Consider the following 25,739-nt stretch of genomic DNA (forward strand, 5'->3'; position numbering starts at 1 on the left):
TGCGCCGAATAGAACTGAACCGCGTCCGCCAAACTCTTTTTAGGGAAGCATGTCCGTTATCCAATAGATCACAGCAACGGCAACGTCAACCTCAAATGCTCCGCAAACACCTTCGTCAGATGAGCGGGCCGTTTCCGCTCGAAGCGAAGGGTAATGCCGATGGTAGGCAACAGCGGCAACGCGGGATCGTCATTAATGATATGCAAATCAGGAGCGACGGCAGTTCGTGTAATGACAGCAAACGCCTGTCCCGAGCGAACCAGCGCCGTCAATCCTGCAAGGCTGCTACTCGCATAAGCGATGCGATAGTTTCTACCCGCATCCTGCAGCGCTTCGCACGCGGCGATATGGTCGAGCGTATCGGCATCGGAAAGCGCGAGCGGCAATGGGTCGAATTGCGCGGACTCCATGCCCGGATGGCTGACCCACACCAGCGGTTCGCGACGGATGATGTCGCTGTTCCCGTCATTCCCGGGCACCGACACGAGCGCCAGGTCCAGCGCGTGCATGTCGAGGTGTTCGAGCAATCGCGGCGTAGGCGCACACATGACTTCGACCAGCGCATGAGGATGTTGAATCGAGAATTGCCGCAGCAAATGCGGCAGAAAGACGGTGGCGTAATCGTCCGGACAGCCGAACCGGATTGTCCCTGTCAGCCCGTTTCCGGATAGATCGGCCATGGCCTCGTCGTGCACTCGCAGAATACGTTGCGCGTGAATCAGCAGACGCTCGCCGGGATTCGTCAACAGTACCCCTCGACCGGTGCGTTGAAACAGCGGCTGATCGACGATTTCTTCGAGACGCTTCATCTGCTGGCTGAGTGCAGACTGGGTTCGCCCGATGCGATTCGCCGCCCGGCTGAGGCCGCGAACTTCCGCAATGACGATAAAGGACCGCAGCAGATCGATGTCGAGAGAAAGGCTCAAGATATTAGGCTCGCTTCTATCATCCATTAGAACTATTCGATTCTATGAAATCAGAAAGCCTCCTAGACTGCAAGGGCTTTGAACAACAGTAGAGGAGCAACGAGATGTCCAGAAACGATGACGCAGTGTTTTGGCACCATGCCCGGCAGCATCTGATCCGCTACGGCGGCACGTTCGAGCCGCTTATCATCGAACGCGCGAAGGGCAGTTTCGTCTATGACGCGGACGGTCGTGCCATTCTGGATTTCACCTCGGGGCAGATGAGCGCGGTGCTGGGGCACAGCCACCCGGCGATCGTATCGGTCATCAACGAGTATGCCGGCAAGCTCGACCACCTCTTCAGCGGCATGCTCTCGCGGCCCGTAGTCGACCTGGCAACGCGCCTCGCGGACATCACACCAGCGGGACTCGACCGCGCCCTGTTGCTGAGCACGGGCGCGGAATCGAACGAAGCGGCCATTCGCATGGCAAAGCTGGTCACCGGAAAATTTGAAATCGTCGGCTTCGCCCAGTCATGGCACGGCATGACGGGCGCCGCGGCGTCGGCCACCTACAGCGCGGGCCGCAAAGGTGTGGGTCCGGCCGCCGTGGGCTCATTCGCGATTCCGGCGCCGTTCGCTTACCGGCCGCGTTTCGAGCGCAACGGCGAATATGACTACCTTGCCGAACTGGACTACGCGTTCGATCTGATCGACCGACAGTCGAGCGGCAATCTCGCCGCCTTCATCGCGGAGCCGATCCTGAGTTCCGGCGGCATCATCGAGTTGCCCGAGGGCTATATGGCCGCACTGAAACGCAAATGCGAAGAGCGCGGCATGCTGCTGATACTCGATGAAGCGCAAACCGGTGTCGGACGGACCGGTACGATGTTCGCCTGCGAGCGTGACGGCGTAACGCCCGATATTCTTACCCTGTCGAAAACACTCGGCGCGGGTCTGCCGCTCGCCGCCGTTGTCACTTCCGCCAGGATCGAGGAACGGGCTCACGAATTGGGCTATCTGTTTTACACGACCCATGTGTCCGATCCGCTGCCGGCCGCAGTCGGCCTGCGCGTGCTGGATGTCGTGCAGCAAGAAGGGCTCGTCGAGCGCGCCAACGTGATGGGCGCGCGACTGAGGCGCGGGCTTCACGATCTGATGGAACGCTTCGACTGCATCGGCGACATTCGCGGACGAGGCCTTCTGCTTGGTATGGAGATCGTCAAGGATCGACGCACGAAAGAACCCGCGGACGGTCTCGGCGCGAAGATCACGCGCGAGTGCATGAAGCTCGGACTCAGCATGAACATCGTGCAGTTGCCCGGAATGGGCGGCGTGTTCCGCATCGCCCCACCTTTGACCGTTAGCGAGGACGAAATCGACCTGGGTCTGGACCTGCTCAGGCAGGCGATGGAAAAGTCGTTGTAGTCGCACCGATATCGGAGGTATTTCGCCCCGCTTCCTTCGTCGGGCGCCGATGCCGTTCAGCACTGGCATCGGCGCACGTTCGCTGTTGCGTCAGGTCTCAGATTCCCGCTTGGGGCGTGGGGCTGTCTTGCACAACCTCACCCGCCTCTTCACCCGCAGCCGGTGGCTTCACCTTGAACCAGATGGCGTACAGGGCCGGCAGAAACACCAGCGTCAACACGGTACCCACCGCCGTCCCGCCAATTAGCGTATAGGCCATCGATCCCCAGAACACGGACGTCGTCAATGGAATGAACGCGAGCACTGCCGCCATCGCCGTCAGCAGCACCGGGCGCGCACGCTGGACCGTCGCTTCCACCACGGCGTGGTACGGCTCCATCTTCTCGTCGTGCACGTTGTTGCGAATCTGCTCGATCAGAATCAGCGTGTTACGCATCAGGATACCGGCAAGACCAATCAGCCCGAGAATCGCGTTGAAGCCGAACGGCTGGTGGAACAGCAGTAACGTCGCCACCGTGCCGATAATCCCGAGCGGGCCTGTGAGGAACACCATCGCCATCGTCGGGAAAGAGCGCGTCTGAACGATCAGCACCAGCAGAATCAGCACCAGCATGACGGGGAAGATCGGCGCGAGCGCTGCATTGGCCTTGCCCGCCTCTTCGATATTACCGCCCATCTCGATCTTGTAGCCAGGCGGCAGCGACGCGATGATCGGCTGCAACTGCCGCATCACTTCCATCGACACTTGTGGCGGCTGCATCTTCTCGTCGATATCGCCGCGCACCGTAATCGTCGACAGTCTGTCGCGACGATGGAGGATGGGGTCTTCCGGACGCATTTCGATGTGCCCGATCTGGCTGATCGGCACGACCCGGCCATCGTGATTCACCAGGTTCATGCCCTGCATCTTCGATGGGTCGAGACGGGTGTCGCCGCCGCTGCGAGCCACGATCTCGACCGTACGGATATCCTCGCGAACCTGCGTGACCGGAATGCCCGTGAGCAGGAACTGAATCTGTTGCGAGGCATCCCCGGAACTCAACCCCATCTGCTGCAACCGGTCCTGGTCGAGCACGAAGTGCAACGTCGGCACCCGCTCCGCCCAGTCCTGATTCACCTGACGCATGTGCGGGTTAGCCTGCATGACTGCGAACACGCGTTGCGCAACGGCCCGTACCTGCGTTTCGTCGGGACCCATTACACGGAACTCCACCGGAAAGCGCGTATATGGGCCGAAAACCAGTTGCGTCACCCGAACGCGCGCACCGGGCGCGAGACCGTCGGCGACGGCTTTGCGCATCCGCAATTTCAGCGTCTCACGCGTGTTGGCGTCGGGCGTGAGCACGATGATCTTCGCGAACGACGGGTCGGGCAACTCAGGGTTGTAGGCGAGGAAAAAGCGCGGCGCGCCCTGCCCGATGTAGCTGGTCACGACCTTCGCTTCCGGCTGCTTTTTGAGCCACTGCTCGACTTCGATCGTGGCCTTCTGCGTCGCCTCGATACTCGTGCCTTCCGGCATCTGCACTTCGACCAGCACCTCGGGACGGTCCGACTCCGGGAAGAACTGCTGTTTGACCACGCCCATGCCGAGGATCGACAGCACGAACAGCACGACCACCGTGCCCGCCACCCAGAACTTGTGATCCACGCCTTTCCTGATTAGCCGCCGCATACGCTCGTAGTTCGGCGTGTGATAGATCGAGTCATAGCCATGCGCGAGCGGCTTGATGGCGGGCAGCAGTTTGACACCGAGATACGGCGTAAACGTCTGCGCCCCCAACCACGATGTGAGCAGCGCGAACGCCACGATCCAGAAAATGTTGCCCGCGTACTCACCTGCCGTCGAACGCGCAAAACCCACGGGCGTGAAGCCGATCACGATCGTCAGCGTGCCGGCCAGCATCGCGGGCGCCACGTGATTCCACGAGTACGTCGCCGCCTTGACCCGGTCGTAGCCCTCTTCCATTTTGACCACCATCATCTCGATGGTGATGATCGCGTCGTCGACCAGCAGCCCCAGCGCGATGATGAGCGCCCCGAGCGTAATCCGGTCGAAAATACGTCCGGTCAGACTCATGATCACGAACACCACGGCAAGCGTAAGCGGTACCGCGGCAGCCACCACGATCCCCACGCGCCAGCCAAGACTCACGATGCTCACCAGCATCACCACGCCGAGCGCGACGAAGAACTTCAACATGAATTCGTCGACGGCATCGGCGATATTGACGGCCTGGTCGGTAATCTTGCTGAACCGGTAGCCGACCGGCAGTGAGGCCGAAACCTTCGTCTGCTCCTGTTGCAGCGACTTGCCCAGTTCCAGTCCGTTCCAGCCGTCCTGCATCACCACGCCGAGCGCAAGCGAGGGCACGCCGTTGTGACGAATCAGAGAAGTTGCCGGGTCTTCGTAACCGCGCGACACTTCCGCAATATCCGAGAGCTTGAGCGTGCGCCCCTTCGCGACGATAGGCGTATCGCGAATTTTCTGCAGGTCGTTCAGTGCACCGTCCAGCCGCGCATAAACCTGCGGGCCGTTCGTATCGATCGACCCGGCGGGCGTCACCGCATTCTCCTTTTGCAGCGCCGCGAAGACGTCGGCAGGATTGACACCGAGATTAGCGAGGCGCGCATACGAGAAGTTCACGAAGATGCGCTCGGGTCGCTCGCCGAGTATCGTCACCTTCTTCACGCCCGGCACCTTCAACATGTCCTGACGGATACTCTCGGCTTCACGCGTGAGCAGTCGCGCAGGCAGGTCAGGCGCCTCGAGTGCGTATAGCGCGAACGTCACGTCGGAGTATTCGTCGTTGACGAACGGACCCAGCACGCCCTGCGGCAGTTTGGAACTTTCGTCGCTCAGTTTTTTACGCGCCTGATAGAACTGCTCGGGCACATCTTTGGGCGGAGTCGTGTCTTTCAGCGTCAGTTGCATGAGCGCGAGTCCCGGCCGCGTGATGGTCTCGACGCGGTCGTACCAGTCCAGTTCCTGCATTCGCTTCTCGAGCGGCTCTGCGACGAGGTCCTGCATTTCCTGCGCGGTCGCGCCCGGCCAGACGGCGGTGACGGTCAACACCTTCACCGTGAAGGCCGGATCTTCCGCGCGCCCGAGTTTCAGGAACGTCAGGACGCCGGTCAGAACCAGCGCAATGATCAGAAACAGCGTGACCGCGCGCTCGCGCACCGCGACAGCAGAGAGGTTGAAGCCGCTCATTGACTGTCCCCTTGCGCACCGGCGCCTGTTTTCGCGTCGGTACCCGCGTCGGCACCCGCGTCGGCAGTCCCGCTGGCACTCGCGTCGGTCCACTGTTGCGAGGCGACCCGGATCTGCTCGCCGTCGTTCAGCTGATGCGCGCCGAGCGCAACGATCTTCTGCCCAGCGGCAAGACCTGCGGTCACGGTCGCCGTCTCGGCGCCGGCCGAACTCACCTGAACTGCGCGATACGTCAAATGCTCGTCGGCTCCGATGAGCCAGACGCCCGGACCGCGGCCGCGATCCAGAATCGCACCGAGCGGCACGGTCATGGCGTTCGTGTTGGCCGCTTGCGGAAGGTTGACCGTGACCGTCGCGCCGAATGGCGCATCCGCAGCGTCACCGCTCAGCACGTAACGGGCTGCATAGGTACGCGTAAGCGGATCGGCGGAATGCGAAAGCTCGCGCAGCCTTGCCGGGTAGGTCGCTTTGCCGTCACCGTAAAGCGTCGCCGTCGCATCCGAGCCGAGCGAAGGGCGGACCATTTCCGGCAAGGTGACGAACGCCTCGCGCGGACCATCCTGTGCGACCACGAGGACGGTTTGCCCGGCATTCACGACCTGCCCCGCGTCGGCTTGGCGACTCAGCACGACACCGTCTACATCGGCCCGAAGCAGGGCGTACTGATCGGCATTGCGTGCGAGGCCCGACTGGGCCTGCGCGGCGTCGAGCTGCGCCCTGGCACTTCGGGCCGCCTCGACAGCGAGGTCGTAGTCCTGCGCGGATACCGCGCCCTGCTGCACGAGCCCCTGAAGCCGGGCAAGGTCGGCGTCGGCCTTCACCGAGCGCGCACGGGCCGCTTCCACGGCGCCCTGCTGCGCCGTGACGCCCAGCGACAGATCGTCTGGATCGAGACGCATGAGCGGATCGCCGCGATGCACATGCTGTCCGACATCGACGAAACGCTGAATGATCTTGCCGCCGACCCGGAACCCCAGATCGCTTTCGACGCGCGCGGCGATCACGCCCGTGAAGCTGCGTTCGGCCGTGCCCGCGGGCTGAACCGTATAGGACTCGACGAGCGGTGGGCCGGTTCTCGGATCGGCCGTGTTCGACTGGCCGCAACCGGCAAGTACCCCGACGACGCCAAGCGCCGCAGCGCGGTGCAGAACGTACCTATGCATGATGGCACTCCGTCCAGGAATGAAAGAAAGCGGCATTCTGTTGTTACATTACGTATTTGTCAATTCGTAACTTAGCAACTCACTGGATCAGAATTCACACCGTGAAGCCTGTGACCACTAGCAGTCACTTCTCGCATTGCAACTAGGGGGCATCGCTCAGGAACGACTTCATTCCTTCATAGCTGATATGACGATAAGCTGCACATCAAGCGATAATCTGATTGAATCATTCATACCCGAACTGGCAGGCTGATTCGAAATCAAGACCCGTGAGACTGGCTCGACGTCTTGCCCATGACGTAACACACGAGTGAAATCAGACATTGACAACGAGTTATCATTTGTTGAAACTGTAACTCTTATTTCTCCAGTCCACTCACCATGCCCGCATCGCTCAAATTCAGCACTATCCCGGCGGCGGCAGTCTCTGCTGCCGCCATCCTGCTTGCGGGATGCGCAGTCGGTCCCGACTACCACAGCCCAACGGTTTCGTTGCCAGCCAGTTTCGTGAATGCGGGCGACGTAGCGAGCAGAGCTACACAGCAGCGCGCTCCTTCGCTCTCTGCATGGTGGCAAGGCTTCGACGATCCTGAAATGAATCGCGTCATCGAGGTGGCGCTCGCGCAGAATCTCGATCTGGCGCAGGCCATGGCCCGTGTCGATGAAGTGCGGGCAGGCGTCGAGAGCGCCCGCTCTGCACTGTTGCCCTCTGCGGACCTGAATGCCCAGGCTGCACGCGCACACCTGTCACTGGAAGACCCCAACGTCGCCGCGCAAGCCGCGTCCCTGCCCGACTACAACCGCAACACGTACAAATACGACGTCGCGGCCGGCGCGACGTGGGAGATCGATCTCGCAGGCGGCTTGCGCCGCAGTGCCGAGGCCGCGCGGGCAGACTACGAAGGTTCTCAGGCGGCAATGGTGGCCGCGCGGCTAGAAGTCATCTCATCGACGGCCGATACCTACGTGCTCACCCGTACGTTGCAGGCGAGGCTGCAGTTAGCCCAGCAGGAAACGGCTACCCAGCAGGAACGTGTGCGCCTCGTCGGCCTGCTTGCCGCGCGAGGTCTCGCGCCCGACCTGCAACTTCGCCAGGCACAGGGCGCCCTCGCGGTCACTTCGGCTTCCGTACCCGCGTTGCAAGCGGGTCTGATAAACGCCCGCAACGCGCTGGATGTCTTGATGGGACGAAATCCCGGCACCCCCGACCCGGATCTCGATGCCATAGCACCCATCCCCGATGCGCCCGCTATCGATACGGCCACCGGCCCGGCCGAACTGCTGCGTCGTCGCCCCGACATACTCGTGGCGGAGCGACACCTCGCCGCGTCGAATGCGCGGATCGGCGAAGCGCTGTCCGACTATTACCCGAAGTTCTCGCTGTCCGCCCTTGCCGGCTCGACCACCACGGTCGGCGGTCATCTGTTCGAGTCTCCCGCGAATGAGGCGCTCGGCGCTTTCGGGCTGCGTTGGCGACTGTTCGATTTCGGGCGCGTCGACGCCGAGGTCAAGGCCGCACGCGGACGCAACGCAGAAGCGCTCGCCGCTTATCGTCAAAGCGTTCTCCAGGCCAGCGCAGATGTGGAGAACGCGTTCTCGGCCCTCGCCGGGTACGACAGGCAAACCGGCATCCTGAAGGACGGCGAATCGTCCCTCGCCAAAGCACGCGCTTCCACGGCTGCCGGCTACCACAACGGCAGAAACAGCCAGCTCGACGTCATTCAAGCCGACGCGCAGCTTCAACAGATACAGGAAGCGCGGATTCTCGCGCAATCCGCCACCGCGCGTTCGGCTATCGCCTCGTTCAAGGCACTCGGCGGCGGCTGGGATGCGGACTCTTCCGGCAGCAGACGAGCCGAGATGAAGGTGATCGAAGAAGCCCGGTTTTAAGGCTGACGACAGGCTGCACGCTTAATCCACATCGAACGGGACTGATATGAAAACCCACGCAAAAGCATTGATCGCGTTACTCTCGACTATCGCGATCTGCGCTGCACACGCGCAAACCGCGTCACCCGCCGCTAAGGCCACGGTCGAGCCACCGTCCATTGACACTACGCCGTCCGGGACTTCTGAAAGCCCTGGAACTACTGCAAAGGCGAACGGCTCTGCGTCGTATGGCAATGGCAACACCAGCCGCTCCGCGTCGGGGCGTCGGCGGGAATTTGTGCCAAGTTCCTATTCGCCGCCGGTGTACGTGGTCGACTGAAACGATGAGTGGCCGCGAGCGATTGCACACCGAATCACCTATTAAATGCAGGGTTTTTTGTAGCGCGATCTGTTTTCATGCACTATCTTGTGCATATACACATTCAGAACCTTCGTGCTTCCCTGCGATTAACTTCCGGTGCACCTCCATGGCTCGACAACCAACGGTCCTTGTTACCAACGTTACCGGATATGCGGGACCACCATCGGTCGATGCGCTGACGAAGGCCGGCTTCCGTGTACTCGTCCACGATCGCTGTTTCGACGTAGCCACCTCGTGGAGCGAATTCAGTGCGGCGCATCCAGGCGCGGAGTTATTGCTGGCCGAAGATGTCGAGTCGCTCGCGTCGGCGGCTTGGGAGACTGGAGAAGTAATCACGGCGATCGTTAGCAACGACCACTACCCCGCCGTGCAAAATCCAACCGGGAGCGCATCCGTAGAGGATCTGCGCGCGACCCTCGAACGGCTCGTGGTCGACCCTTTCCGTTTGATCCGGGCGGCAATTCCGTATTTCAAGGCGCAGCAAGGCGGCAACATCGTGATGATCACATCCTGTCGCACGCTTGCTCCGATTCCCGGAGGCGCGATTCCAGACATGGCGCGCGCCGCAGCCAATGCGCTGGTCAGATCGCTTGCCGTCGAACTTGCTCCACACGAAGTCGCCGTGAACGCGATTGCGCCGAACTACCTGTACAGCGAGGCCTACTACCCTCGCTCGATTTTTGTCGATAGTCCTGAGGGCCGCGACTACGTGTCTACTACCGTGCCGGCCGGACGCTTGGGACGTCCGGACGAAATCGGAGAACTTGTCGGTTTTCTGGCATCGACTCAGGCGCGGTTTCTGACTGGAGCCGTGATCGACTTCAATGGCGGGTGGCCGTTTTCTGCCGTGCGACCACAGCAGGACGGACCCGTTGCGCAATGAACCCGGCGGCAATGGTCGACTCGGAATCTACGGCGCCAGACTCCGCAAAACGAGACTTGCGACAGCGGCGAGCGCCGCCTCGAGTTCCTCGCGCGGCCTGTATTGGAGAGCGACTGGATGGGCGAATAAGCGAAGCGCTTCGGAGATGCCCGATGCCACCTCGTCGAGCGGCGTCTTGCGCTCGAACTCACCGGTCTCGCGACCCGCTTTTACCAGTTCGCGCGTCATGGCTAACAACTCCGCCTCATGAGCGGTCGCGGTCTTCCACGATTCTTCCATGGCGGATACGACCAGTTCGTGCAGACGGGTTCCGTCGAAGAAGATTTCGAGGCTGCGTTGCAGCGTGAGTTGCATGAAGCGGCGTAAGCGCTGGGTCGCCGTGCCTGGACCGTCGACTACCCGGCGCAACTCGTTTTCCATCCGGTTCAGGACCGTCGTGCAAACGGCCTCGCCGATGGCTTGCTTCGAACTGAAAAAGCGGTAGAGATAGGTGCTGGAAACGCCGATGGCCTTACCGAGATCCGCAACCGACGTTTTACGGTAGCCGTAGAGGCGGAAATGCTCGTCGGCCGCCGCGATGATCTGACTATGCCGTTCGTGTTCCACACTTCCGCGCAAGCCTGACGTCGACGTTTCGGGAGCAGAGGGAGCGTTCTTTTTCATGACCGGGATTATCGCCCAATCTCCGGATGACGGCGAGTTACATATCGACAGCTAAGTAACTTTGCAAACGTACGACACATTCACCAGGAGAAACGCCATGTTTGGATCCACGCAAATCGTACTGGCCGCGCCCGTGCGCACCGCAATCGGCGCCTACAACGGTTCGCTGAAAGATACCCCTGCAACGGAACTCGGCGCGGCCGCAGTTCGCGAGAGCATCCGGCGCGCGGAGCTTTCCCCATCGGCCATCGACACCGTGGTACTCGGCAATGTCATTCAGGCCGGCAACCGCATGAATCCGGCGCGTCAGGCGGCAATAACCGCCGGCATTCCCGTGTCGTCACCTGCCATGACGGTCAACCGGGTTTGCGGGTCCGGTGCTCAGGCGATCGTGTCGGCGGCAATGGAAATCGCTATCGGCTCCGCGCGGATAGCGATCGCCGGCGGAATGGAAAACATGGACCGCGCGCCCTATCTCCTGCCTCAAGCGCGCTGGGGCTACCGGATGGGCAATGCCGAAGTGATCGACAGTATGTTGTTTGACGGCCTGAACGACGCGTTCTCAGGAGAACACTCCGGTTGGCACACCGAAGACCTGGTCAAGGAAGCGGGGCTCACGCGCGAGGCGCAGGACCGATGGGCCGAACGTTCGCAATCTCGATTTGCTGCGGCGATGGCTGCCGGTCATTTTCAGGCTGAGATCGTCTCGCTCGATCTCAAGGAGAAGAAAGGTGTCCGGCAGTTCTCAAAAGACGAGCAGCCGCGACCCGAAACCACATTCGAGATTCTGTCGAAACTGAAGCCGGCATTCCGCTCCGAGGGGACCATCACGGCCGGCAATGCGCCGGGCTTGAACTCGGGAGCAGCGGCGACAATCGTTCTCGAACGCTCCGTCGCGGAACAGATCGGGGTTCGCCCGGCCGCCCGGCTTGTTTCTTTTGGCGTTAGTGCGGTCGAGCCCGGCATCTTCGGTATTGCTCCGGTGCCGGCGGTGCAACTCGCGCTCGAACGGGCAGGATGGCGTCTGCCCGATGTCGAGCGCTTCGAAATCAACGAAGCGTTTGCCGCGGTTCCGCTCGCAGTCATCAAAAGCCTCGGCATCCCCGACGATATCGTCAACGTCGAGGGCGGCGCTATCGCACATGGTCACGCCATCGGCGCAACCGGCGCCGTTCTAACGACGCGACTGATTCACTCGATGCAGCGCGACGGACTCAGGCGTGGCATCGTCACACTGTGTATCGGCGGCGGCCAGGGCATTGCTCTCGCGCTCGAAATTCTGTGACCGTGCGCAGACGGCCTCAACTGTCGGTTCCGGCAACGAGGGGATCGGCGAACGCGGTGTCGACGACCGTTGCAAGAATCATCGCATCGGCGTTGGCCGGAGGCGGCTCGACCTTGGTAGGGCGATAGATCGGAGCGCCTCTGACGATGCTCTGCCCGCTCAGCGCGCAGACACCCGAGCGCTTTGCGGTCGCCGTGCGCCAGACCTGTTCGCCGTATTTACATCCACGCGGGTCGCTCCACGAGACCGTGACCGTTCGGGGACTGGGCCGGTCGAGCAGCGCGACCGCAATGCCGCCGACCCGGACCGGCAAACTGCCCGGGCGCTGCGAATCGACGATACGTCTGACTCGGGCCGTCAACTGCTGCGCGCATCCCGCATCGAGTTGGCCAACCGTGCGCTGCCAGGCCAGGTGGCTCGTCACGCATCGATCCATCGGAACTCCGTCATGAGTGAGTGATGCCTAGATCAGCCGTATCTTTGGCTGAACGAGACCGTTGATACGCTCGGCGGTCCACAGCGCCATCGACTTGCCGAAACCGTGCAACGCCTGCTGGTGCTGCCGGTAGAGCATCGCGTGACTGAGCTGCGCGAATCGGCCTTTGATAAAGCCGCCACGAAAGAAACCAAACTGCCCGAGCGTGCCGAACGCGTTGTAGTCGCTGAGCGAGACCAGCGAGCCGAAGTCGTGAAATGCGAACTCCGGCAACGCGCCGCCGTCGAGCCAGGCCGGCAGATGCTTCGCCAGATGCTGCGCCTGTTGCGTGGCCACTTGCGCGGTGGGGGCGAGAGGACGCTCGTTGCCCTCGAGCGTCAACGTCGAGCAATCGCCCAGCGCGAACAGCGTGTCGTCGTCTTGTGTCTGCAGCGTTGGCTTGATGGCGATCTGGCCGGAACGGTTGCTCGCGATACCTTCGAGTTTGCCGAGAAAGTCGGGTGCCTTGACTCCGGCCGCCCAAACCATCAGATCCGCCGGCTGCAAACTGCCGTCGCCCAGCCGGAGTCCGTCGGGTTCGGCCGCCGTCACTCGGGTGCCCGTTCGCACGGTGAAGCCGATATGTTGCAACTGGGCCTGACTGGATGCCGACACCGTCGGCGGAAACGCCGCGAGTATGCGCGGGCCGCTTTCGTAGAGCGTGAGATTCAGACGCGAACGGATATGGGGGTCGCCGTAACTCGACGCCACTTCGAGCAGGCGGCTTAATTCCGCCGCCAGTTCGACGCCGGTCGCGCCGGCACCGACGATCGACACGCGTAACGGGCTCTTGTTGACGACGCTCTGAAATATGCGCACACGTAGTGCTTCGTTGAACGCATCGGCCTGCGCCTGGCTGTCGATGAAGTGACAATGATCGAGCACGCCGGGCGTGCCGAAGTCGTTGGCGCGACTGCCGAGAGCAAGAATCAACACGTCGTACCCGACCGTGCGCGGGCCCATCACGACTTCGCCCGACTTCGAATGGAGCGCGCCCAGCTTGACGAAGCGCGCAGTGCGATCCAGCCCTTCCATCTCGCCTGGCTGATAGTTGAAGCCGTGGTCGCGCGCATGAGCAAGATAGATGACCTGTTGCTGCTGGACATCGCGTGTGCCCGCCGCGATCGTGTGCAGCATTGGCTTCCAGATGTGCGTCGGACTTTTGTCGATCAACGTGATCTCGGCGCGGCCACTGCGCCCGAGCGTGTTGCCCAATCTGGTCGCAAGCAGCAGTCCAGCAATACCGCCGCCCACGATGACGATCCGGGTGGTCTTGCTCATGGTCGAATATTCTACGAGTGATGAATTAATGCGATACTAAAGTTTCGCCGATGTCATGTCAAACCCTTAGTGCGGCGATCCAGGCCGGTTGTCGGCGTATTTCAGCCGCTAAAATCAGGGCTTTTTGCAACACGTTCTCCCCTCACCGATGAAACACCCTGAAGATCGATCCCCGCACGCCACGACCACGTCTTCGTCGCGCCGGCCGCGTGGCCGTCCGGCGTGCAGCGATGCGAGCGGCGCCGAGGCATTACTTCGCAGCGCCCGCGCGGCGTTCGCAAGAAGCGGTTACGAAGCGACCAGCGTGCGCGAAATCGCAAGGGCATCGGGCGTGGATCCCGCACTGGTTGCGCATCATTTCGGTTCTAAGGAAGCGCTGTGGATCGCCGTGGTGGACCAGATCGCCGAGGAAGCCGCCAGCATGGTCGAAAGGACCGCCGCGTTGCGTGAAACGCCCGGTTTGACATCGCATGCGCGCGTCGAGCAGGCCGTGTCGATTCTGATCGATCAGGTGTTTCTGACGCCGGACGTCGGCCGGTTTTTTTCGACCGCGGCAACCGAAAGTGGAGAACGGCTCGAACTGTTGATCGAGCGCGTGGTGCGCCCGTTTCGCGACGCCTTCGTCCCGTTGCTGATCGACGCGATCGAAGTGGGAGCGCTTGCGCGGCAGGATCCCGACATCCTGTTCATGATGCTCGCCAATGCCATCAGCAAAACGGTCGCTTATAGCCAGGTGCTGAGTCCGTTTTCTTCGTTGCCGCGGCGCGCGAAGGAATTCAAGCGGGCCGTTCTGACAACAGCTCTGGCCATGCTCGGCTGAAGCTCTCAACCGCAGGGTGGAGATTCGTCCCCCTTCTCATGCGCTTAGTCCCCGAAGTGGAACATCGCTTGCTGCTAGAGTCACGCCCCACGTTTGAAAAGGCGTGGTTTTCAATCGCAGGAACAGCCGCGGCAGATTGGGCACCCGATGCAATTGCATCGGGCAACTGACAAATACGATGCCGGCGAGTGCGCCGTTGTACTCCGCCAGCTTCACCAGCCACTCTTCGCGGACTTTTGATGGAGCATCGGTATGGCAAGTGATCTCGAAACCCGCATCCGTACTCGCGCGTATCACATCTGGGAAAACGATCCGTCGTCCGACGGTGACGCTCAAAAGCATTGGGACGAGGCACAGCGGCAGATCGAAGCTGAAGGCGACGATCAGTCCGACGGGCCGCAAGGCGGTGCGGACCAATCGTCAGACCGCGAGCGCGGTGGGCGGCTTGCGCCCGAAGATCAGTTGCAAGATCTTTCCGTGGACGAGTCAGAGCCTCTCAAAGGCAAGCAGCGTTAGCGCGAGACTGATCGCGCGCTCTGCTCGGCAGGCAGCAAGGCGTGCTTTTTCGGACGACGTGTATGACGTGCCCGCAAGAGCCGCCTGTCAGAGCGCTTCAGGCGTAATGGCCCCGGCTGGCGCCGCGAGTGAGTAGGTCTTTCAAAAATCTCTGGCGAGCCGGTTCGACCCGGCTCGCCGTCCCCTTCGGCGCTCCTGGCTCACGCCGTTGCCTGTGACTATTTCTTCGACGCCAGGCCGTTGAGGCCGCCGAGCAAACCGCCCGTCGAGGTACCGACCGTGTTCAACGTCGTGGTCAGTGTGCCGGAAACGGTCGTCAGCAAACCGGTGACCGGGGCCGCCGGATTGATGGTGCCGCCCGATCCGCTGGTCGCCGCCGTGTTCAGCGTGCCCGTCAGCGTGCTGGTGATAGTCGTGACCGCTGACGTAACCGGTGCGAGCGGATTGCCGCTGATGGCTGCGCCACCCAGGCCGCCAGTGACGGTGGTCAATACACCGGTGACGGGTGCGAGCGGATTGCTGCCGCTGCTCAAACCACCGCTCAGCGTTGCGGGCAACGAAGTCAACAGGCTGGTGACCGGCGACAAAGGATTGCTACCACTGCTCAAGCCGCCGCTCAGCGTTGCGGGCAACGAGGTCAACAGGCTGGTGACCGGCGACAAAGGATTGCTGCCGCTGCTCAAACCGCCGCTCAGCGTTGCGGGCAACGAAGTCAACAGGCTGGTGACTGGCGACAAAGGATTGCTGCCGCTGCTCAAGCCGCCGCTCAACGTTGCGGGCAACGAGGTCAACAGGCTGGTGACCGGCGACAAAGGATTGCTACCGCTGCTCAAGCCACCGCTCAGCGTTGCGGGCAACGAAGTCAACAGGCTGGTGACCGGCGACAAAGGATTGCTGCCGCTGCTCAACCCACCGCTCAACGTGCCAGGCAACGACGTCAGGATGCTGGTCAACGGTGCCAGCGGATTGCTGCCGCCAGCAAGTCCGCCAGTCAGCGTCGAAGGCAACGACGACAGCAGCCCCGTCAACGGAGCCAGCGGATTACCGCTGCTCGCGCTACCCGCGGTGAGCAGGCCACCCGCTGAGGTCACCGTGTTGCCAAGCTTCGTCACCACGTTGCCGAGGTTCTGGCCGATCGCATTGCCCGTAGCCGAGCTGATCGTGGCGCCCGCCGTACCCAAGCCGCCGCCGAGTTGCGAGAGCAGACCGTTCAGAGGCGCACCGAGGCCGGTGGTATCGCCGACAGTCTGCGTCGTCTGCGCGACCGTGGTAGTGATCGGCGTAATCGCGGTGCTGAGGGTTTGCGTAACCTGCTGGATCGGCCCGGTGGTCAGTTGCGACGTAAGCTGAGTGCCGATTCCACTGACGGCGTTGCCGAGCGTGGAAACCGCGCCGCCCAGCGGTGTCGTGAGCGGTGCGAGCGGCGCCGTCGGTCCGGAGCCCAGGCTCGTCACGAGTTGGCCTGCGCTGTTGACGGCCTGACCTGCGTCATAAACGAGGTTGCCGCTGCTCGCAAGCGTCGTTCCGAGCGGATCGGTCGAGTTGCCGAGCTGGCCGAGGCCATTCGCCAGCCCGGTCCCAACAGCTGTAACGCCGTTGCCGAGATTCGAGACCACGCCGCCCAGCGACGACGTAGTCGCCGCATTCGCACCCGGAATCGGCGTGAGACCGATCTGGTTGCCGATGGCGGAGACGGTCTGTCCAGCGGCGGTGACGACGTTGCCGCCGTTCTGCACGACCGTGCCGATCGGGTTCGCGCTGGTGGGCGTCGGAGTCGGCGTCGGTGTGGGCGTCGGCGTCGGAGTAGGCGTTGGGGTTGGCGTCGGAGTGGGCGTCGGTGTCGGTGTCGGAGTCGGCGTCACCCCACCTCCGCCGCCGCTCTGCAGACCCGGCGAGGTCAACGTGCTTCCGCATCCGGTCAACGCGATCATCGACGCCACGCAGAGGGCGATTGCCGTCGGTTTAAAAGTAGTCTTCATGGTTTGGGTCCCCCGTAGTTTGAAGTGTGTGGGGGAGACCAACTGCAAGGCCTATGCCATTTTTAAAGCGGCAGTATGAGTTTGGTTTATCCTTGCAAAATCAATCACTTGAAAATCCGTTAAAAAACCCGACCCCGTTCCCGACGTTCGACGTGTCCCGGAACACCTCAGCTGCACAGGGCCGCGTAACGTAACGTGCCGCCGTTGATTTCTCATCACCTTCCTCGGCATCCATGCGTCGCGCAATTCTTCCGAATCGCTGGTGCAACCGGAGCTCTGGCAGAGTGGCACCACCGGGCCTTCGCAAAGCGCGCAGGCGGAGTATTGGGTAGGCAATGGCTATGTATCGCACGACGCGTTGATCCGCCATCGAACCGCCCTCTTCGCGCCAACCAGCGAAGCGGGTGAATAAGGCCGGTTTGGCGTGGCTATTCCAGAAATTGCCTGTCTGGTTACGAGCTAAAGTGAATGCACTTGTGACGAGGCAGATTAACGATGAGCAGATATCAGACGGCCCTTCTGGAAATTCTGGCCACTGGAGGACTGGAGGATTGCATGTCGCCGGGCCGGGCGGTTTCACCCGCGAGCATCAACGACGAAGTCAGGCAGCTTTGCTGCGACATGCAGGGGCAACTCGCGCGGCTCGCGCAGTTCCGCGATTATCCCGACCTGATGTTGATGGCGGTGGACGAACTGATTATCGACGCGGATGTTTTGCGCGCGCTGGCCGCGGCAAGACTGAAGCTGGAACTCGCGGCCGCAGAGGACGGTTTGCAGTGTGTCGCCGCCCCCGAAGAGGCCGTGCTGCATTAGTCCGAAGACCGGTATTTATCCCGTCAACAGGTCTTCGAGCCGGTCAAAACGTAACGGCTTCAGCACGTAGCCGTTGAAATCACCGAGACTCACGCCCTGCTCCAATCCGACGTAGCCCGTCATGGCAAGGATGTGAGAATGCCGCGAGGCGCCTTCGCGCCGGATATTCGCGCACACCTCCCGACCGTCCGATTCCCCGAGCTTGAGATCGAGCAGGATAAGATCGAAAGCGGTGGTGCGAGCGATGTCGGCCGCCGAGTGACCATCATAGGCAACGGATGCCTGGTGTCCCATGGTTACCGCGAGAGCGGCCAATGCATCCGCCGAGGCACGATTGTCGTCAACAAACAGGACATTCAAGCCACGTCTCCTTAACATTTTTGAGTCAGCTAGGACTATACCTCAGGTGCTGTCGGTCCACTTTTGATCAGGCCGGATCCATTGCGCCGGCGAAGACCGAATCAGCTAGCCGCGCACCGCCGCTTCTATCGTGGCGACGTCGATTTTCGTCATCGGCATCATCGCCTCGAACGCGCGTCTCGCCACGTCGCCGCCTGTCGCGAGCGCATCGGTCAGCACGCGTGGCGTGATCTGCCAACTGATGCCCCACTTGTCCTTGCACCATCCACAGTGGCTTTCCTGGCCGCCGTTGCCAACGATCGCGTTCCAGTACCGGTCGGTCTCTTCCTGATCGCCGGTTGCGATCTGGAAAGAAAAGGCCTCGCTGTGCCTGAATTGCGAACCGCCATTCAGGCCGATACAGGGTATACCCACAACGGTGAATTCGACGGTGATCGCGTCGCCCGCTTTGCCGCCAGGATAATCCGTCGGCGCGTGGTGGATCGCGCCAATGCTGCTCTGCGGGAAGGTCTTCGCGTAGAAGGTGGCGGCCTCTTGCGCATCGTGTTCATACCATAGGCAGATCGTATTGGTGGTCATCTCGAAGAACTCCTTTTACCCATCGAAGCAGGCCCGAACAGATAGCACAACGGAAGCAAGTATCGCCGAGTATCCGCCGCCTTTCAAACCGCCTTCTGATCGGCACCGGCACGCCTGACGGCGATCGGCGGCCGCACGCCATAAACCCCTGAAGTTTTCCCGCCTGCCGCCGTTATTCCGTCCACAGACATCGATGTCTACGGCGCCCGCCCTCGGGGCCGTCTAAAACAGGGACAAAGGAATACGGAGATGGAACGCTTTCGCCTCAAAGTTCGGCTATGGCTTGCGCTGGCGGTCATGTGCATAGGAATTCTGTCGATCGGCCTGTGGGGTGCGTTCAAAACGCGCGATACGCTCATCGCGGGCCGGCAGGCCGAACTGAAAAGCGTCGTGAGCGCGGCGTATAGCGTGCTCGATCGCTACAACGGCCTGGTCGCGGCCGGCACGATGCCGCTCGCGGACGCCCAGCGCGCGGCCATGGCCGACCTGCGCGTGATGCGCTATGACGGCGCAGGCGGCTATCTCGTCCTCGAAGACGCGCATGCCAAAGTGCTGATGCACGGCGTGCGGGCCGATCTCGAAGGCAAGGACATGAGCGGCTTCACGGATCCCGAAGGCCGCCACGTGTTCAAGGACGGCTCGGACCTCGCCGAACGCGAAGGAGAAGGCTTCATCCATCTGCAGTTCCTGAAGCCGGGTTCCGACCGGATGGCGCCCAAGATCAACTACGTCCGGCTCTACAAGCCATGGGACTGGACCATCGTTACCGGTGTCTTCACCGACGATATCAACGCCGCGTTCTACACGACGCTCGTGCAATACGTCGGTGCCGCGCTAATTCTGAGTGTGCTGATGTCGCTCGTGATCGGCGTTATCTTGCGCAGCATTTTGCGGCAGCTCGGCGGCGAACCGGCCTACGCGGCGCAGATCGCTTCACGTATCGCGGATGGCGACCTCGACGTGATCGTGGCGACCCGGGCCGACGACAAGACGAGCCTGCTCGCGGCGATGCAACGCATGCAGCTTCGTCTTGCGCAGGCGATCACGCAGATTCGCAGCGGCGCCACGCTGATCTCGAACGTGTCCAACGAAATCGCCGCGGGTAACGCCGATCTGTCGCGCCGCACCGAACAGCAGGCGACCGCACTCGGCGAGACGGCGTCGAGCATGGAGCAGATCACGTCGACCGTCAAACAGAACGCCGATAACGCGCGGCAGGCGAGTCAGCTCGCGCACAACGCTTCCGAGACCGCTGCGCGCGGCGGCGAAGTGGTGGGTCAGGTGGTGGAGACGATGCGCAGGATTTCGCAGTCGTCGCACCGGATTGGCGACATCATCGGCGTGATCGACGGTATTGCGTTTCAGACCAATATTCTTGCGCTGAATGCAGCGGTCGAAGCAGCGCGCGCCGGCGACGAAGGCCGCGGCTTTGCGGTCGTGGCCGGCGAGGTACGCAGCCTCGCGCAGCGCAGTGCGGCCGCGGCCAAGGAGATCAAGGCGTTGATCGAGGAGTCGGCCGCGCAGATCGAAGGCGGCTCGCAATACGTGGACCGCGCGGGCCAGACCATGGAGGAAGTGGTGCACGCCGTGCGTCGCGTGACCGACATCATGGGCGAAATCAGCGCGGCATCGGCCGAACAAAGCTCCGGCATCGAGCAGGTGAACATCGCGGTGGCGAGCATGGACCAGACGACCCAGCAGAACGCGGCGCTGGTGGAGGAAGCGAGCGCATCGGCCGATGTGTTGAGAGCGCAGACCGGGCAACTTGCCGGCGCGATTGCCGTGTTTAATCTGCCGGAGGGGTGAGACCCGGAGGCTTTGGCGGGTGGCTAAAGCCTTTAGTCCGGATTCACGGCTGTAGCGGTCGGCGCGGTCGACGCACCACTTTCTATGCCGACAACTTCTGCATCTCGGCGAAGAGATCCGCCTTGCCCTCGAAACCGATGCCAGGAAGGTCGGGCATGGTGATGTAGCCGTTGTCCACCTTCACGCCATCGGGAAAACCGCCGTACGGCTGGAACAGGTCCGGATAAGACTCGTTGCCGCCGAGGCCCAGACCCGCCGCGATATTCAGCGACATCTGATGGCCACCGTGCGGGATGCAGCGGGCAGGCGACCAGCCGTGTTGGCGCAGCATGTCCAGCGTGCGGAGATATTCGACGAGTCCGTAGCTCAACGCGCAGTCGAATTGCAGCCAGTCGCGGTCGGCACGCATGCCGCCGTAGCGGATCAGGTTGCGCGCGTCCTGCATCGAGAACAGGTTTTCGCCGGTCGCCATCGGCTTGTCGTAGTAATTGCGCAGCGTCGCCTGCAACTCGAAATCGAGCGGATCGCCCGGCTCCTCGTACCAGAAGAGATCGTATTGCGACAGCGCCTTGGCGTACTGGATGGCCGTGTCCAGATCGAAGCGGCCGTTGGCGTCGACGGCGAGCTTCTGCCCATCCTGAAGCACGCTGAGGATCGAGTCGATCCGGCGCAAATCCTCATCGAGCGAAGCGCCGCCAATCTTCTTCTTGACGACCGTGTACCCACGATCGATATAGCTGCGCATTTCGTCTTTCAGCTTGCCGTGGTCCTGGCCGGGATAGTAATAACCGCCGGCTGCGTACACGAAGATCTTGCGCTCAGGCTCGCCGTTGCCGTAACGATCCGCGAGCAACTGGAATAGCGGCTTACCTTCGATCTTGGCCACGGCGTCCCACACGGCCATGTCGATCGTACCGATGGCGACCGAGCGCTCGCCGTGTCCGCCTGGCTTCTCATTCGTGAACATGGTGGACCAGATCTTGTGCGGATCGAGGTTGGTGCCGGCATCGTCGACGAGGCTCGCGGGATCGGCTTCGAGAAGGCGAGGAATGAACCGCTCCCGCATCAGCTTGCCCTGCCCGTAACGGCCATTGGAGTTGAAGCCATAACCGGTGACCGGCTTGCCGTCGCGAATGACGTCCGTCACCACGGCGACGAGACTCAGTGTCATCTTGCTGAAGTCGATATAGGCGTTCCGAATGGGTGAACTGATAGGAACGGTCTTTTCGCGGATTTCTACGATTCTCATGACGGGGTCTCCTCGGAATTGGGCACGTGTTGCCCGTGGTGCGTGTATCGGCGCGCGTCGACGTGCATCGGCTGCAATGGAACGCAGCTTATCCGCAAACCCGGCGGCTATACTTCACCTCAGTTCATTACACCTTTTACCCTGAGTGAAATCTGCGTGGCGACCGACATTGCATCCGACTTCGATTTTTTCATCCTGCTCGCCAGGCTGAAAAGTATGTCCGGCGCCGCTCGCGCGCTTGACCTGACCCCGCCGGCCGCGACCAAACGCCTGGGATTGATCGAACAGAGACTGGGCGTGAGGCTCGTGAACCGGACGACCCGGAACATCAGTTTGACTCCCGAGGGCGAGACCTATTTGCGCTACGCCACACAAATCGTCGGGCAGGTGAAACAGATGGAGGAAGAGATATCGGGCACGCGGACCGATCCTCATGGTCTGCTGCGCGTCAACGCAACGCTCGGATTCGGGCGCACAACCCTTGCACCGCTGGTGTCCGATTTCGCGAAGCGCTTTCCGAAAGTGGAAATCCAGTTCGAGGTCACCGACCGGCCGATCGACCTGGTCGCGGAAGGTTTCGATATGGCGATCCGGTTTGGCGAAATCCCCGACAGCCGGTTAAGCGCCAGGCGCATCATGAGCAATCGACGCTTCCTTTGCGCGTCGCCCAAGTATCTGGAACGTTTTGGCAGCCCGGAGCGCGTTGAAGATCTGGTGAAGCATCGTTGCATCATCCACCGTCAGAATGACGACGCCTATGGCGTTTGGCGATACATCCAGGGCGACCACGTGGAAGCCTTGAAAGTCAAAGGCGCTCTGTCGAGCAATGATGGCGATATCGTCCTGAGATGGGCGCTCGACGGACATGGAATCCTGATTCGCTCGGAATGGGACCTGGCGAAATACGTTCAGAGCGGAAGGTTGAAGCTCGTGTTGCCCGAAACGCCGCTGCCTTCCGCCGATCTGTTTGTCTACTACCCTGGTCAGCGGAACCAGACAGCCCGTGCGCGGGCATTCATCGATTTCCTGGTCGATCACTTTCAGGCGCCGTTTCTCCCGGTCGAAACGGGGGCGCTGGTTCATGCCCGGAAGAAGAAAGCTGCCCGGACCTGAGCGATCGACAGGGAAGTCGACAGGCGCGGGGGCAGTTTCAAAGACGGCTTGTGCAGATCCCGCCAATGCGGCGGTGCGACTGTAGTCGGACGTTGGATTGAAACCAGGGAGCGAGTCATGCACCTCGGCCCGTCACGTAGCAAGTGCGACGTGGGAGATACGCTATCCGCCAATCACCGGCTCCGCGAGACTATTCAACAACTTCCGGCTGGAAGAGCTGGAGATTGGCGATCACATAATCGCGTACCTGCATTGGCTTTTGTCCGGTGATCTGTTCGACGATGTCGTTCGTGCCCGCAAACTCGCCCGCCTGATACGCGCGATACACCGACACGATGTGCTGAATGAAGTGTTCAGGCAATCCGAGCTGTGCAAGCCGGGCTTCAAACGATTCCAGGCTCTCGGCTTCGTAACGGATCGGCCGGCCGAGCGCACGGCCTACGGCTTGCGCAAGTTCTTCGTGATCCATTTCTTCTGCACCGAACAACGGATACGTCTTGCCTGCATGAGGCGCAGGATCCAGCAGGACACTGGAAATTACACGACCTTGATCGACGGCGGCGATCGGCGCGTGTCTGCCGCTTGCGGCGGGCACGCGGAGCAGATCGTCATTCGCAATCGAAGGCAACTGGAAACCGTAGGTCAGCCATTCCATGAAGAACGTCGGACGAAGATGCGTCACTGGAATTCCCGCCCAATCGAACACACGCTCGCCATACCAATGGGCAAGTGCAGCCTCGCTTTGAGCGTCGACTTTCGCGGAAATCTGTGACATGTTGACGATCGAGCGAACTCCAGCGAGCTTCGCGGCATGCGCAAAATAGGCGGTGGCATCGATGAGTCGAGCCTGCGTGACCGGGTACACGAAATACGCACCGGTAACGCCTTGCAGTGCGGCCTGAACAGCGCGGCTGTCCAACAGGTCGCCGACGACGACCTCGACGTCTCTGGCGCGCAGCGCAGAGGCTCGCGCGTCGTCGCGATGGACGAGGGCGCGCACCCGGGCGCCCTTCGAGAGCAGAGCCGTGATGGCAGCGCCACCCGTGTCGCCGGTGGCGCCTGTGATCAGGTAAAGATCGTGGTTCATCTCATGCTCCAGAACGGAAATGATGAAGTCGAACTGCACTAGCGGCAGACGGTACGACCTGGGTCCGCGGTCGCTGTTAGTTGGACGGCGTTCGCAAACGTGTCGGAGGCACGACGGTCTGCACCTGGCCGGTCGTCACGTCGTAGACGAGACCCGACACCATCAACCCGTCGGACAGATCGAGGTTGGTTTTGAGCGCGGCGATATCGAGGGCAATGGCTTCGTACGGGTCGGGGATCGACATGGTGTCCAGAGCGGCTTCCTCGACGTCCAGGTATCTGGCGAGCAATGCAGGCGCATGTCGATGGCATCCGATGATGCCGCAATCAGTATGCTGAAGCAGAACGAGGTTGCGGGCACCGCCGGGACGTCCGGCTGCTGCGCCAACGACACTCAATACCGCCAGGGTTTCTATCAGTGCGTGACTGACGCGGCCACCGACGTTACGGATTACCGCCGTTTCTCCCAGCTTCAATCCCAGCACGGTTGCAGGATCGACGCGAGGATCGACGCAGCCGACTACGATCGTCCCCGTCGACGGCATCATCTTGAGTTCAGGGGAGAAGTCGGTTCTGGCGAAATTGGCATTACGTTCGAGCATTACCTCATGAAAATCCATTCTCTCTACTCCTGCGCGATGAGTGAAAAGTCGAGGGCAGAAACGCCCGGAATGTGAGGATATGGAACATCAGGATCGCAGTATCGGGCGCATCCGCAGCGACGAATATGGCCGAAGACGTCACGGTAGAAGCACACCTGGATCTGGCACGGAGACGGTGGCTCGATACGGTGCCTCGCCAGGCAGTTCGAGGCCGTTGACTGCCTCATCGGCATGGTTGGGGTGCTGTCGCTCCAAGGCATGCTTCCTCGGCGTGCGGTCGATCAGGAGGGCGAGCACGTCCGGACGGCTGTAATGGCCGCGCGAATCCATCATGCGTTTGCGTTTGTCGATCTGCCAGAAGTCGAGATCCGCGATAATCTCGCCCTCGCCCTCTCTCAACGGCGGCCCACCCAGGAACTCTCCCTCTGGCGAAACAATGGCGGTGAAACAGCCGCTGGAGATCGGGTCGAGGTTGGTCGTACGGGTATCCAGCAGAATCTGTTGCTGCTGTTCGGGCGTCAGCCAGGCGGTCGCATTGACGACGAAAGCACCGGCTTCCAGCGCATGCTGGCGGATATTGACGGCAATCTGTTCGGAGAAGATGTCACCCGCGAACGAGCCGGGGTACATCGCCGAATGGATTTCCTCTCCATCGGCCATTAGCGCATAGCGCGCAAGCGGGTTGTAGTGCTCCCAGCACGCAAGCTGGCCGACGCGACCCACGGCGGTATCGATGGCGCGCAGCCCTGACCCGTCTCCCATTCCCCATACCATGCGTTCGTGATACGTCGGCGATAGCTTGCGGCGACGTTGCACCAGCTTGCCATCGGCGTCGAACAGAAGTTGCGTGTTGTAGAGCGTTCCGCGGTCGCGTTCGTTCACGCCGATCGACACGACCATACCCGCCTGGCGCGCCGCGTTGGCAATCGCAGTGGTCGTGTCGGACGGCACCACGACTGACTGGTCGAGCAGCTTGTAATGCTCGGCTCCCATCGCATAGGGTGCTTCGACGAACGAAAAGTAAGGGTAATAAGGAACAACGGTTTCGGGGAACGTCGCGAACTGAACCCTTTCTTTGCCGAGGTCGAGGATCTTGCGGACGACCTTATCGACCGTGCCTTCCCGACTGTAGAGGACCGGCGCAATCTGAACGGCTGCAGCACGAATGATTTTCGACATGGCGGTGTTCCTTTCGCTCGATGTGCAGTAACGGGGAAAGCGCTTGTACGTTACCGCGCCGGCCCGCTAGCATGTATGTCGTTATTGCCACCA

21 protein-coding genes and 2 pseudogenes are annotated in these 25,739 nt (G+C 61.6%); 10 read left to right on the top strand and 13 right to left on the bottom strand.

Going from position 1 to position 25,739, the window contains the following annotated elements; genetic code table 11:
* Nucleotides 1-68: 68 nt before the first annotated feature.
* Nucleotides 69-953 (bottom strand): LysR family transcriptional regulator, encoded by an 885-nt coding sequence (locus FQ746_RS15730; RefSeq protein WP_186310751.1) that lies wholly within the window; start codon nucleotides 951-953, stop codon nucleotides 69-71.
* Between the two features lie 77 nt (nucleotides 954-1,030).
* On the opposite strand from FQ746_RS15730, the gene FQ746_RS15735 reads away from it, so the two are divergent.
* Complete coding sequence (locus FQ746_RS15735) at nucleotides 1,031-2,332, top strand: aspartate aminotransferase family protein (protein ID WP_144110290.1); 1,302 nt, start codon at nucleotides 1,031-1,033, stop codon at nucleotides 2,330-2,332.
* Between the two features lie 97 nt (nucleotides 2,333-2,429).
* Here the strand turns inward: FQ746_RS15735 and FQ746_RS15740 are convergent, their stop codons facing one another.
* Complete coding sequence (locus tag FQ746_RS15740) at nucleotides 2,430-5,543, bottom strand: efflux RND transporter permease subunit (protein WP_144110291.1); 3,114 nt, start codon at nucleotides 5,541-5,543, stop codon at nucleotides 2,430-2,432.
* A complete protein-coding gene (locus tag FQ746_RS15745) occupies nucleotides 5,540-6,706 on the bottom strand; it encodes an efflux RND transporter periplasmic adaptor subunit (protein ID WP_144110292.1) in 1,167 nt (388 codons plus the stop codon). Before FQ746_RS15745 ends, FQ746_RS15740 begins: the two co-directional genes overlap by 4 nt.
* Nucleotides 6,707-7,087: 381 nt before the next feature.
* On the opposite strand from FQ746_RS15745, the gene FQ746_RS15750 reads away from it, so the two are divergent.
* Together FQ746_RS15750 and FQ746_RS15755 are read left to right on the top strand one after the other, a co-directional pair.
* On the top strand, nucleotides 7,088-8,596 hold the full coding sequence (locus tag FQ746_RS15750) for an efflux transporter outer membrane subunit (protein WP_144110293.1): 1,509 nt from the start codon (nucleotides 7,088-7,090) through the stop codon (nucleotides 8,594-8,596).
* 467 nt (nucleotides 8,597-9,063) lie between these two features.
* Complete coding sequence (locus FQ746_RS15755; protein ID WP_144110294.1) at nucleotides 9,064-9,840, top strand: SDR family oxidoreductase; 777 nt, start codon at nucleotides 9,064-9,066, stop codon at nucleotides 9,838-9,840.
* Between the two features lie 27 nt (nucleotides 9,841-9,867).
* Here FQ746_RS15755 and FQ746_RS15760 read toward each other — a convergent pair whose 3' ends face one another.
* The gene (locus FQ746_RS15760) at nucleotides 9,868-10,503 is read right to left on the bottom strand and encodes a TetR/AcrR family transcriptional regulator (RefSeq protein ID WP_144110295.1); all 636 of its coding nucleotides are present in this window, start codon (nucleotides 10,501-10,503) and stop codon (nucleotides 9,868-9,870) included.
* Between the two features lie 97 nt (nucleotides 10,504-10,600).
* On the opposite strand from FQ746_RS15760, the gene FQ746_RS15765 reads away from it, so the two are divergent.
* Nucleotides 10,601-11,788 (top strand): thiolase family protein, encoded by a 1,188-nt coding sequence (locus FQ746_RS15765; RefSeq protein ID WP_144110296.1) that lies wholly within the window; start codon nucleotides 10,601-10,603, stop codon nucleotides 11,786-11,788.
* Between the two features lie 16 nt (nucleotides 11,789-11,804).
* Here FQ746_RS15765 and FQ746_RS15770 read toward each other — a convergent pair whose 3' ends face one another.
* Together FQ746_RS15770 and FQ746_RS15775 are read right to left on the bottom strand one after the other, a co-directional pair.
* Nucleotides 11,805-12,212 (bottom strand): DUF3331 domain-containing protein, encoded by a 408-nt coding sequence (locus tag FQ746_RS15770; RefSeq protein WP_144110297.1) that lies wholly within the window; start codon nucleotides 12,210-12,212, stop codon nucleotides 11,805-11,807.
* 39 nt (nucleotides 12,213-12,251) lie between these two features.
* A complete protein-coding gene (locus FQ746_RS15775) occupies nucleotides 12,252-13,544 on the bottom strand; it encodes an NAD(P)/FAD-dependent oxidoreductase (RefSeq protein WP_144110298.1) in 1,293 nt (430 codons plus the stop codon).
* A gap of 148 nt (nucleotides 13,545-13,692) precedes the next feature.
* On the opposite strand from FQ746_RS15775, the gene FQ746_RS15780 reads away from it, so the two are divergent.
* Both FQ746_RS15780 and FQ746_RS15785 read left to right on the top strand, forming a co-directional pair.
* Nucleotides 13,693-14,364, top strand: a complete 672-nt coding sequence (locus FQ746_RS15780) for a TetR/AcrR family transcriptional regulator (protein ID WP_144110299.1) — start codon at nucleotides 13,693-13,695, stop codon at nucleotides 14,362-14,364.
* 252 nt (nucleotides 14,365-14,616) lie between these two features.
* Complete coding sequence (locus FQ746_RS15785) at nucleotides 14,617-14,880, top strand: DUF2934 domain-containing protein (RefSeq protein WP_144110300.1); 264 nt, start codon at nucleotides 14,617-14,619, stop codon at nucleotides 14,878-14,880.
* 506 nt (nucleotides 14,881-15,386) lie between these two features.
* Here FQ746_RS15785 and FQ746_RS15790 read toward each other — a convergent pair.
* Nucleotides 15,387-16,859: pseudogene (locus FQ746_RS15790) on the bottom strand (collagen-like triple helix repeat-containing protein); the annotation flags it as partial.
* Nucleotides 16,860-17,118: 259 nt separating this feature from the next.
* Between FQ746_RS15790 and FQ746_RS35230 the strand changes: the two are divergent.
* Together FQ746_RS35230 and FQ746_RS15800 are read left to right on the top strand one after the other, a co-directional pair.
* Nucleotides 17,119-17,208, top strand: a pseudogene (locus tag FQ746_RS35230) (peptidase); the annotation flags it as partial.
* Nucleotides 17,209-17,354: 146 nt separating this feature from the next.
* Entirely contained in the window at nucleotides 17,355-17,672 is a 318-nt protein-coding gene (locus FQ746_RS15800; RefSeq protein ID WP_144110302.1) for a hypothetical protein, read from the top strand.
* A 15-nt stretch (nucleotides 17,673-17,687) separates the two neighbouring features.
* Here FQ746_RS15800 and FQ746_RS15805 read toward each other — a convergent pair whose 3' ends face one another.
* Entirely contained in the window at nucleotides 17,688-18,032 is a 345-nt protein-coding gene (locus FQ746_RS15805; RefSeq protein WP_186310752.1) for a response regulator, read from the bottom strand.
* Between the two features lie 105 nt (nucleotides 18,033-18,137).
* Entirely contained in the window at nucleotides 18,138-18,611 is a 474-nt protein-coding gene (locus FQ746_RS15810) for a VOC family protein (protein WP_144110304.1), read from the bottom strand.
* 249 nt (nucleotides 18,612-18,860) lie between these two features.
* On the opposite strand from FQ746_RS15810, the gene FQ746_RS15815 reads away from it, so the two are divergent.
* Nucleotides 18,861-20,417: a methyl-accepting chemotaxis protein gene (locus FQ746_RS15815; RefSeq protein ID WP_144110305.1), complete on the top strand. Its 1,557-nt coding sequence runs from the start codon at nucleotides 18,861-18,863 to the stop codon at nucleotides 20,415-20,417.
* A gap of 82 nt (nucleotides 20,418-20,499) precedes the next feature.
* Here FQ746_RS15815 and FQ746_RS15820 read toward each other — a convergent pair whose 3' ends face one another.
* Complete coding sequence (locus FQ746_RS15820; protein ID WP_144110306.1) at nucleotides 20,500-21,666, bottom strand: mandelate racemase/muconate lactonizing enzyme family protein; 1,167 nt, start codon at nucleotides 21,664-21,666, stop codon at nucleotides 20,500-20,502.
* Nucleotides 21,667-21,882: 216 nt separating this feature from the next.
* Here FQ746_RS15820 and FQ746_RS15825 point away from each other — a divergent pair, with 216 nt between their 5' ends.
* Nucleotides 21,883-22,779: a LysR substrate-binding domain-containing protein gene (locus FQ746_RS15825; RefSeq protein WP_260854078.1), complete on the top strand. Its 897-nt coding sequence runs from the start codon at nucleotides 21,883-21,885 to the stop codon at nucleotides 22,777-22,779.
* 190 nt (nucleotides 22,780-22,969) lie between these two features.
* Here the strand turns inward: FQ746_RS15825 and FQ746_RS15830 are convergent, their stop codons facing one another.
* The 3 genes from FQ746_RS15830 to FQ746_RS15840 all read right to left on the bottom strand — a co-directional run bounded on the left by FQ746_RS15830 (nucleotide 22,970) and on the right by FQ746_RS15840 (nucleotide 25,646).
* On the bottom strand, nucleotides 22,970-23,905 hold the full coding sequence (locus FQ746_RS15830; RefSeq protein ID WP_313955575.1) for an NmrA family NAD(P)-binding protein: 936 nt from the start codon (nucleotides 23,903-23,905) through the stop codon (nucleotides 22,970-22,972).
* A 37-nt stretch (nucleotides 23,906-23,942) separates the two neighbouring features.
* The gene (locus FQ746_RS15835; RefSeq protein WP_144110308.1) at nucleotides 23,943-24,485 is read right to left on the bottom strand and encodes a carbonic anhydrase; all 543 of its coding nucleotides are present in this window, start codon (nucleotides 24,483-24,485) and stop codon (nucleotides 23,943-23,945) included.
* A 120-nt stretch (nucleotides 24,486-24,605) separates the two neighbouring features.
* Entirely contained in the window at nucleotides 24,606-25,646 is a 1,041-nt protein-coding gene (locus tag FQ746_RS15840; protein WP_260854074.1) for a nitrilase-related carbon-nitrogen hydrolase, read from the bottom strand.
* Between the last annotated feature and the right edge of the window lie 93 nt (nucleotides 25,647-25,739).

Source organism: Paraburkholderia sp. BCC1886 (assembly GCF_900996245.1).
In the GTDB taxonomy this organism is placed as follows: domain Bacteria; phylum Pseudomonadota; class Gammaproteobacteria; order Burkholderiales; family Burkholderiaceae; genus Paraburkholderia.

Coding starts and splice junctions, on each gene's coding strand:
- FQ746_RS15840 (WP_260854074.1), bottom strand. CDS start 25,646: ATGTCGAAAATCATTCGTGCTGCAGCCGTTCAGATTGCGCCGGTCCTC.
- FQ746_RS15765 (WP_144110296.1), top strand. CDS start 10,601: ATGTTTGGATCCACGCAAATCGTACTGGCCGCGCCCGTGCGCACCGCA.
- FQ746_RS15815 (WP_144110305.1), top strand. CDS start 18,861: ATGGAACGCTTTCGCCTCAAAGTTCGGCTATGGCTTGCGCTGGCGGTC.
- FQ746_RS15835 (WP_144110308.1), bottom strand. CDS start 24,485: ATGGATTTTCATGAGGTAATGCTCGAACGTAATGCCAATTTCGCCAGA.
- FQ746_RS15730 (WP_186310751.1), bottom strand. CDS start 953: ATGGATGATAGAAGCGAGCCTAATATCTTGAGCCTTTCTCTCGACATC.
- FQ746_RS15745 (WP_144110292.1), bottom strand. CDS start 6,706: ATGCATAGGTACGTTCTGCACCGCGCTGCGGCGCTTGGCGTCGTCGGG.
- FQ746_RS15825 (WP_260854078.1), top strand. CDS start 21,883: ATGTCCGGCGCCGCTCGCGCGCTTGACCTGACCCCGCCGGCCGCGACC.
- FQ746_RS15755 (WP_144110294.1), top strand. CDS start 9,064: ATGGCTCGACAACCAACGGTCCTTGTTACCAACGTTACCGGATATGCG.
- FQ746_RS15760 (WP_144110295.1), bottom strand. CDS start 10,503: ATGAAAAAGAACGCTCCCTCTGCTCCCGAAACGTCGACGTCAGGCTTG.
- FQ746_RS15810 (WP_144110304.1), bottom strand. CDS start 18,611: ATGACCACCAATACGATCTGCCTATGGTATGAACACGATGCGCAAGAG.
- FQ746_RS15740 (WP_144110291.1), bottom strand. CDS start 5,543: ATGAGCGGCTTCAACCTCTCTGCTGTCGCGGTGCGCGAGCGCGCGGTC.
- FQ746_RS15775 (WP_144110298.1), bottom strand. CDS start 13,544: ATGAGCAAGACCACCCGGATCGTCATCGTGGGCGGCGGTATTGCTGGA.
- FQ746_RS15735 (WP_144110290.1), top strand. CDS start 1,031: ATGTCCAGAAACGATGACGCAGTGTTTTGGCACCATGCCCGGCAGCAT.
- FQ746_RS15800 (WP_144110302.1), top strand. CDS start 17,355: ATGAGCAGATATCAGACGGCCCTTCTGGAAATTCTGGCCACTGGAGGA.
- FQ746_RS15785 (WP_144110300.1), top strand. CDS start 14,617: ATGGCAAGTGATCTCGAAACCCGCATCCGTACTCGCGCGTATCACATC.
- FQ746_RS15750 (WP_144110293.1), top strand. CDS start 7,088: ATGCCCGCATCGCTCAAATTCAGCACTATCCCGGCGGCGGCAGTCTCT.
- FQ746_RS15780 (WP_144110299.1), top strand. CDS start 13,693: ATGAAACACCCTGAAGATCGATCCCCGCACGCCACGACCACGTCTTCG.
- FQ746_RS15820 (WP_144110306.1), bottom strand. CDS start 21,666: ATGAGAATCGTAGAAATCCGCGAAAAGACCGTTCCTATCAGTTCACCC.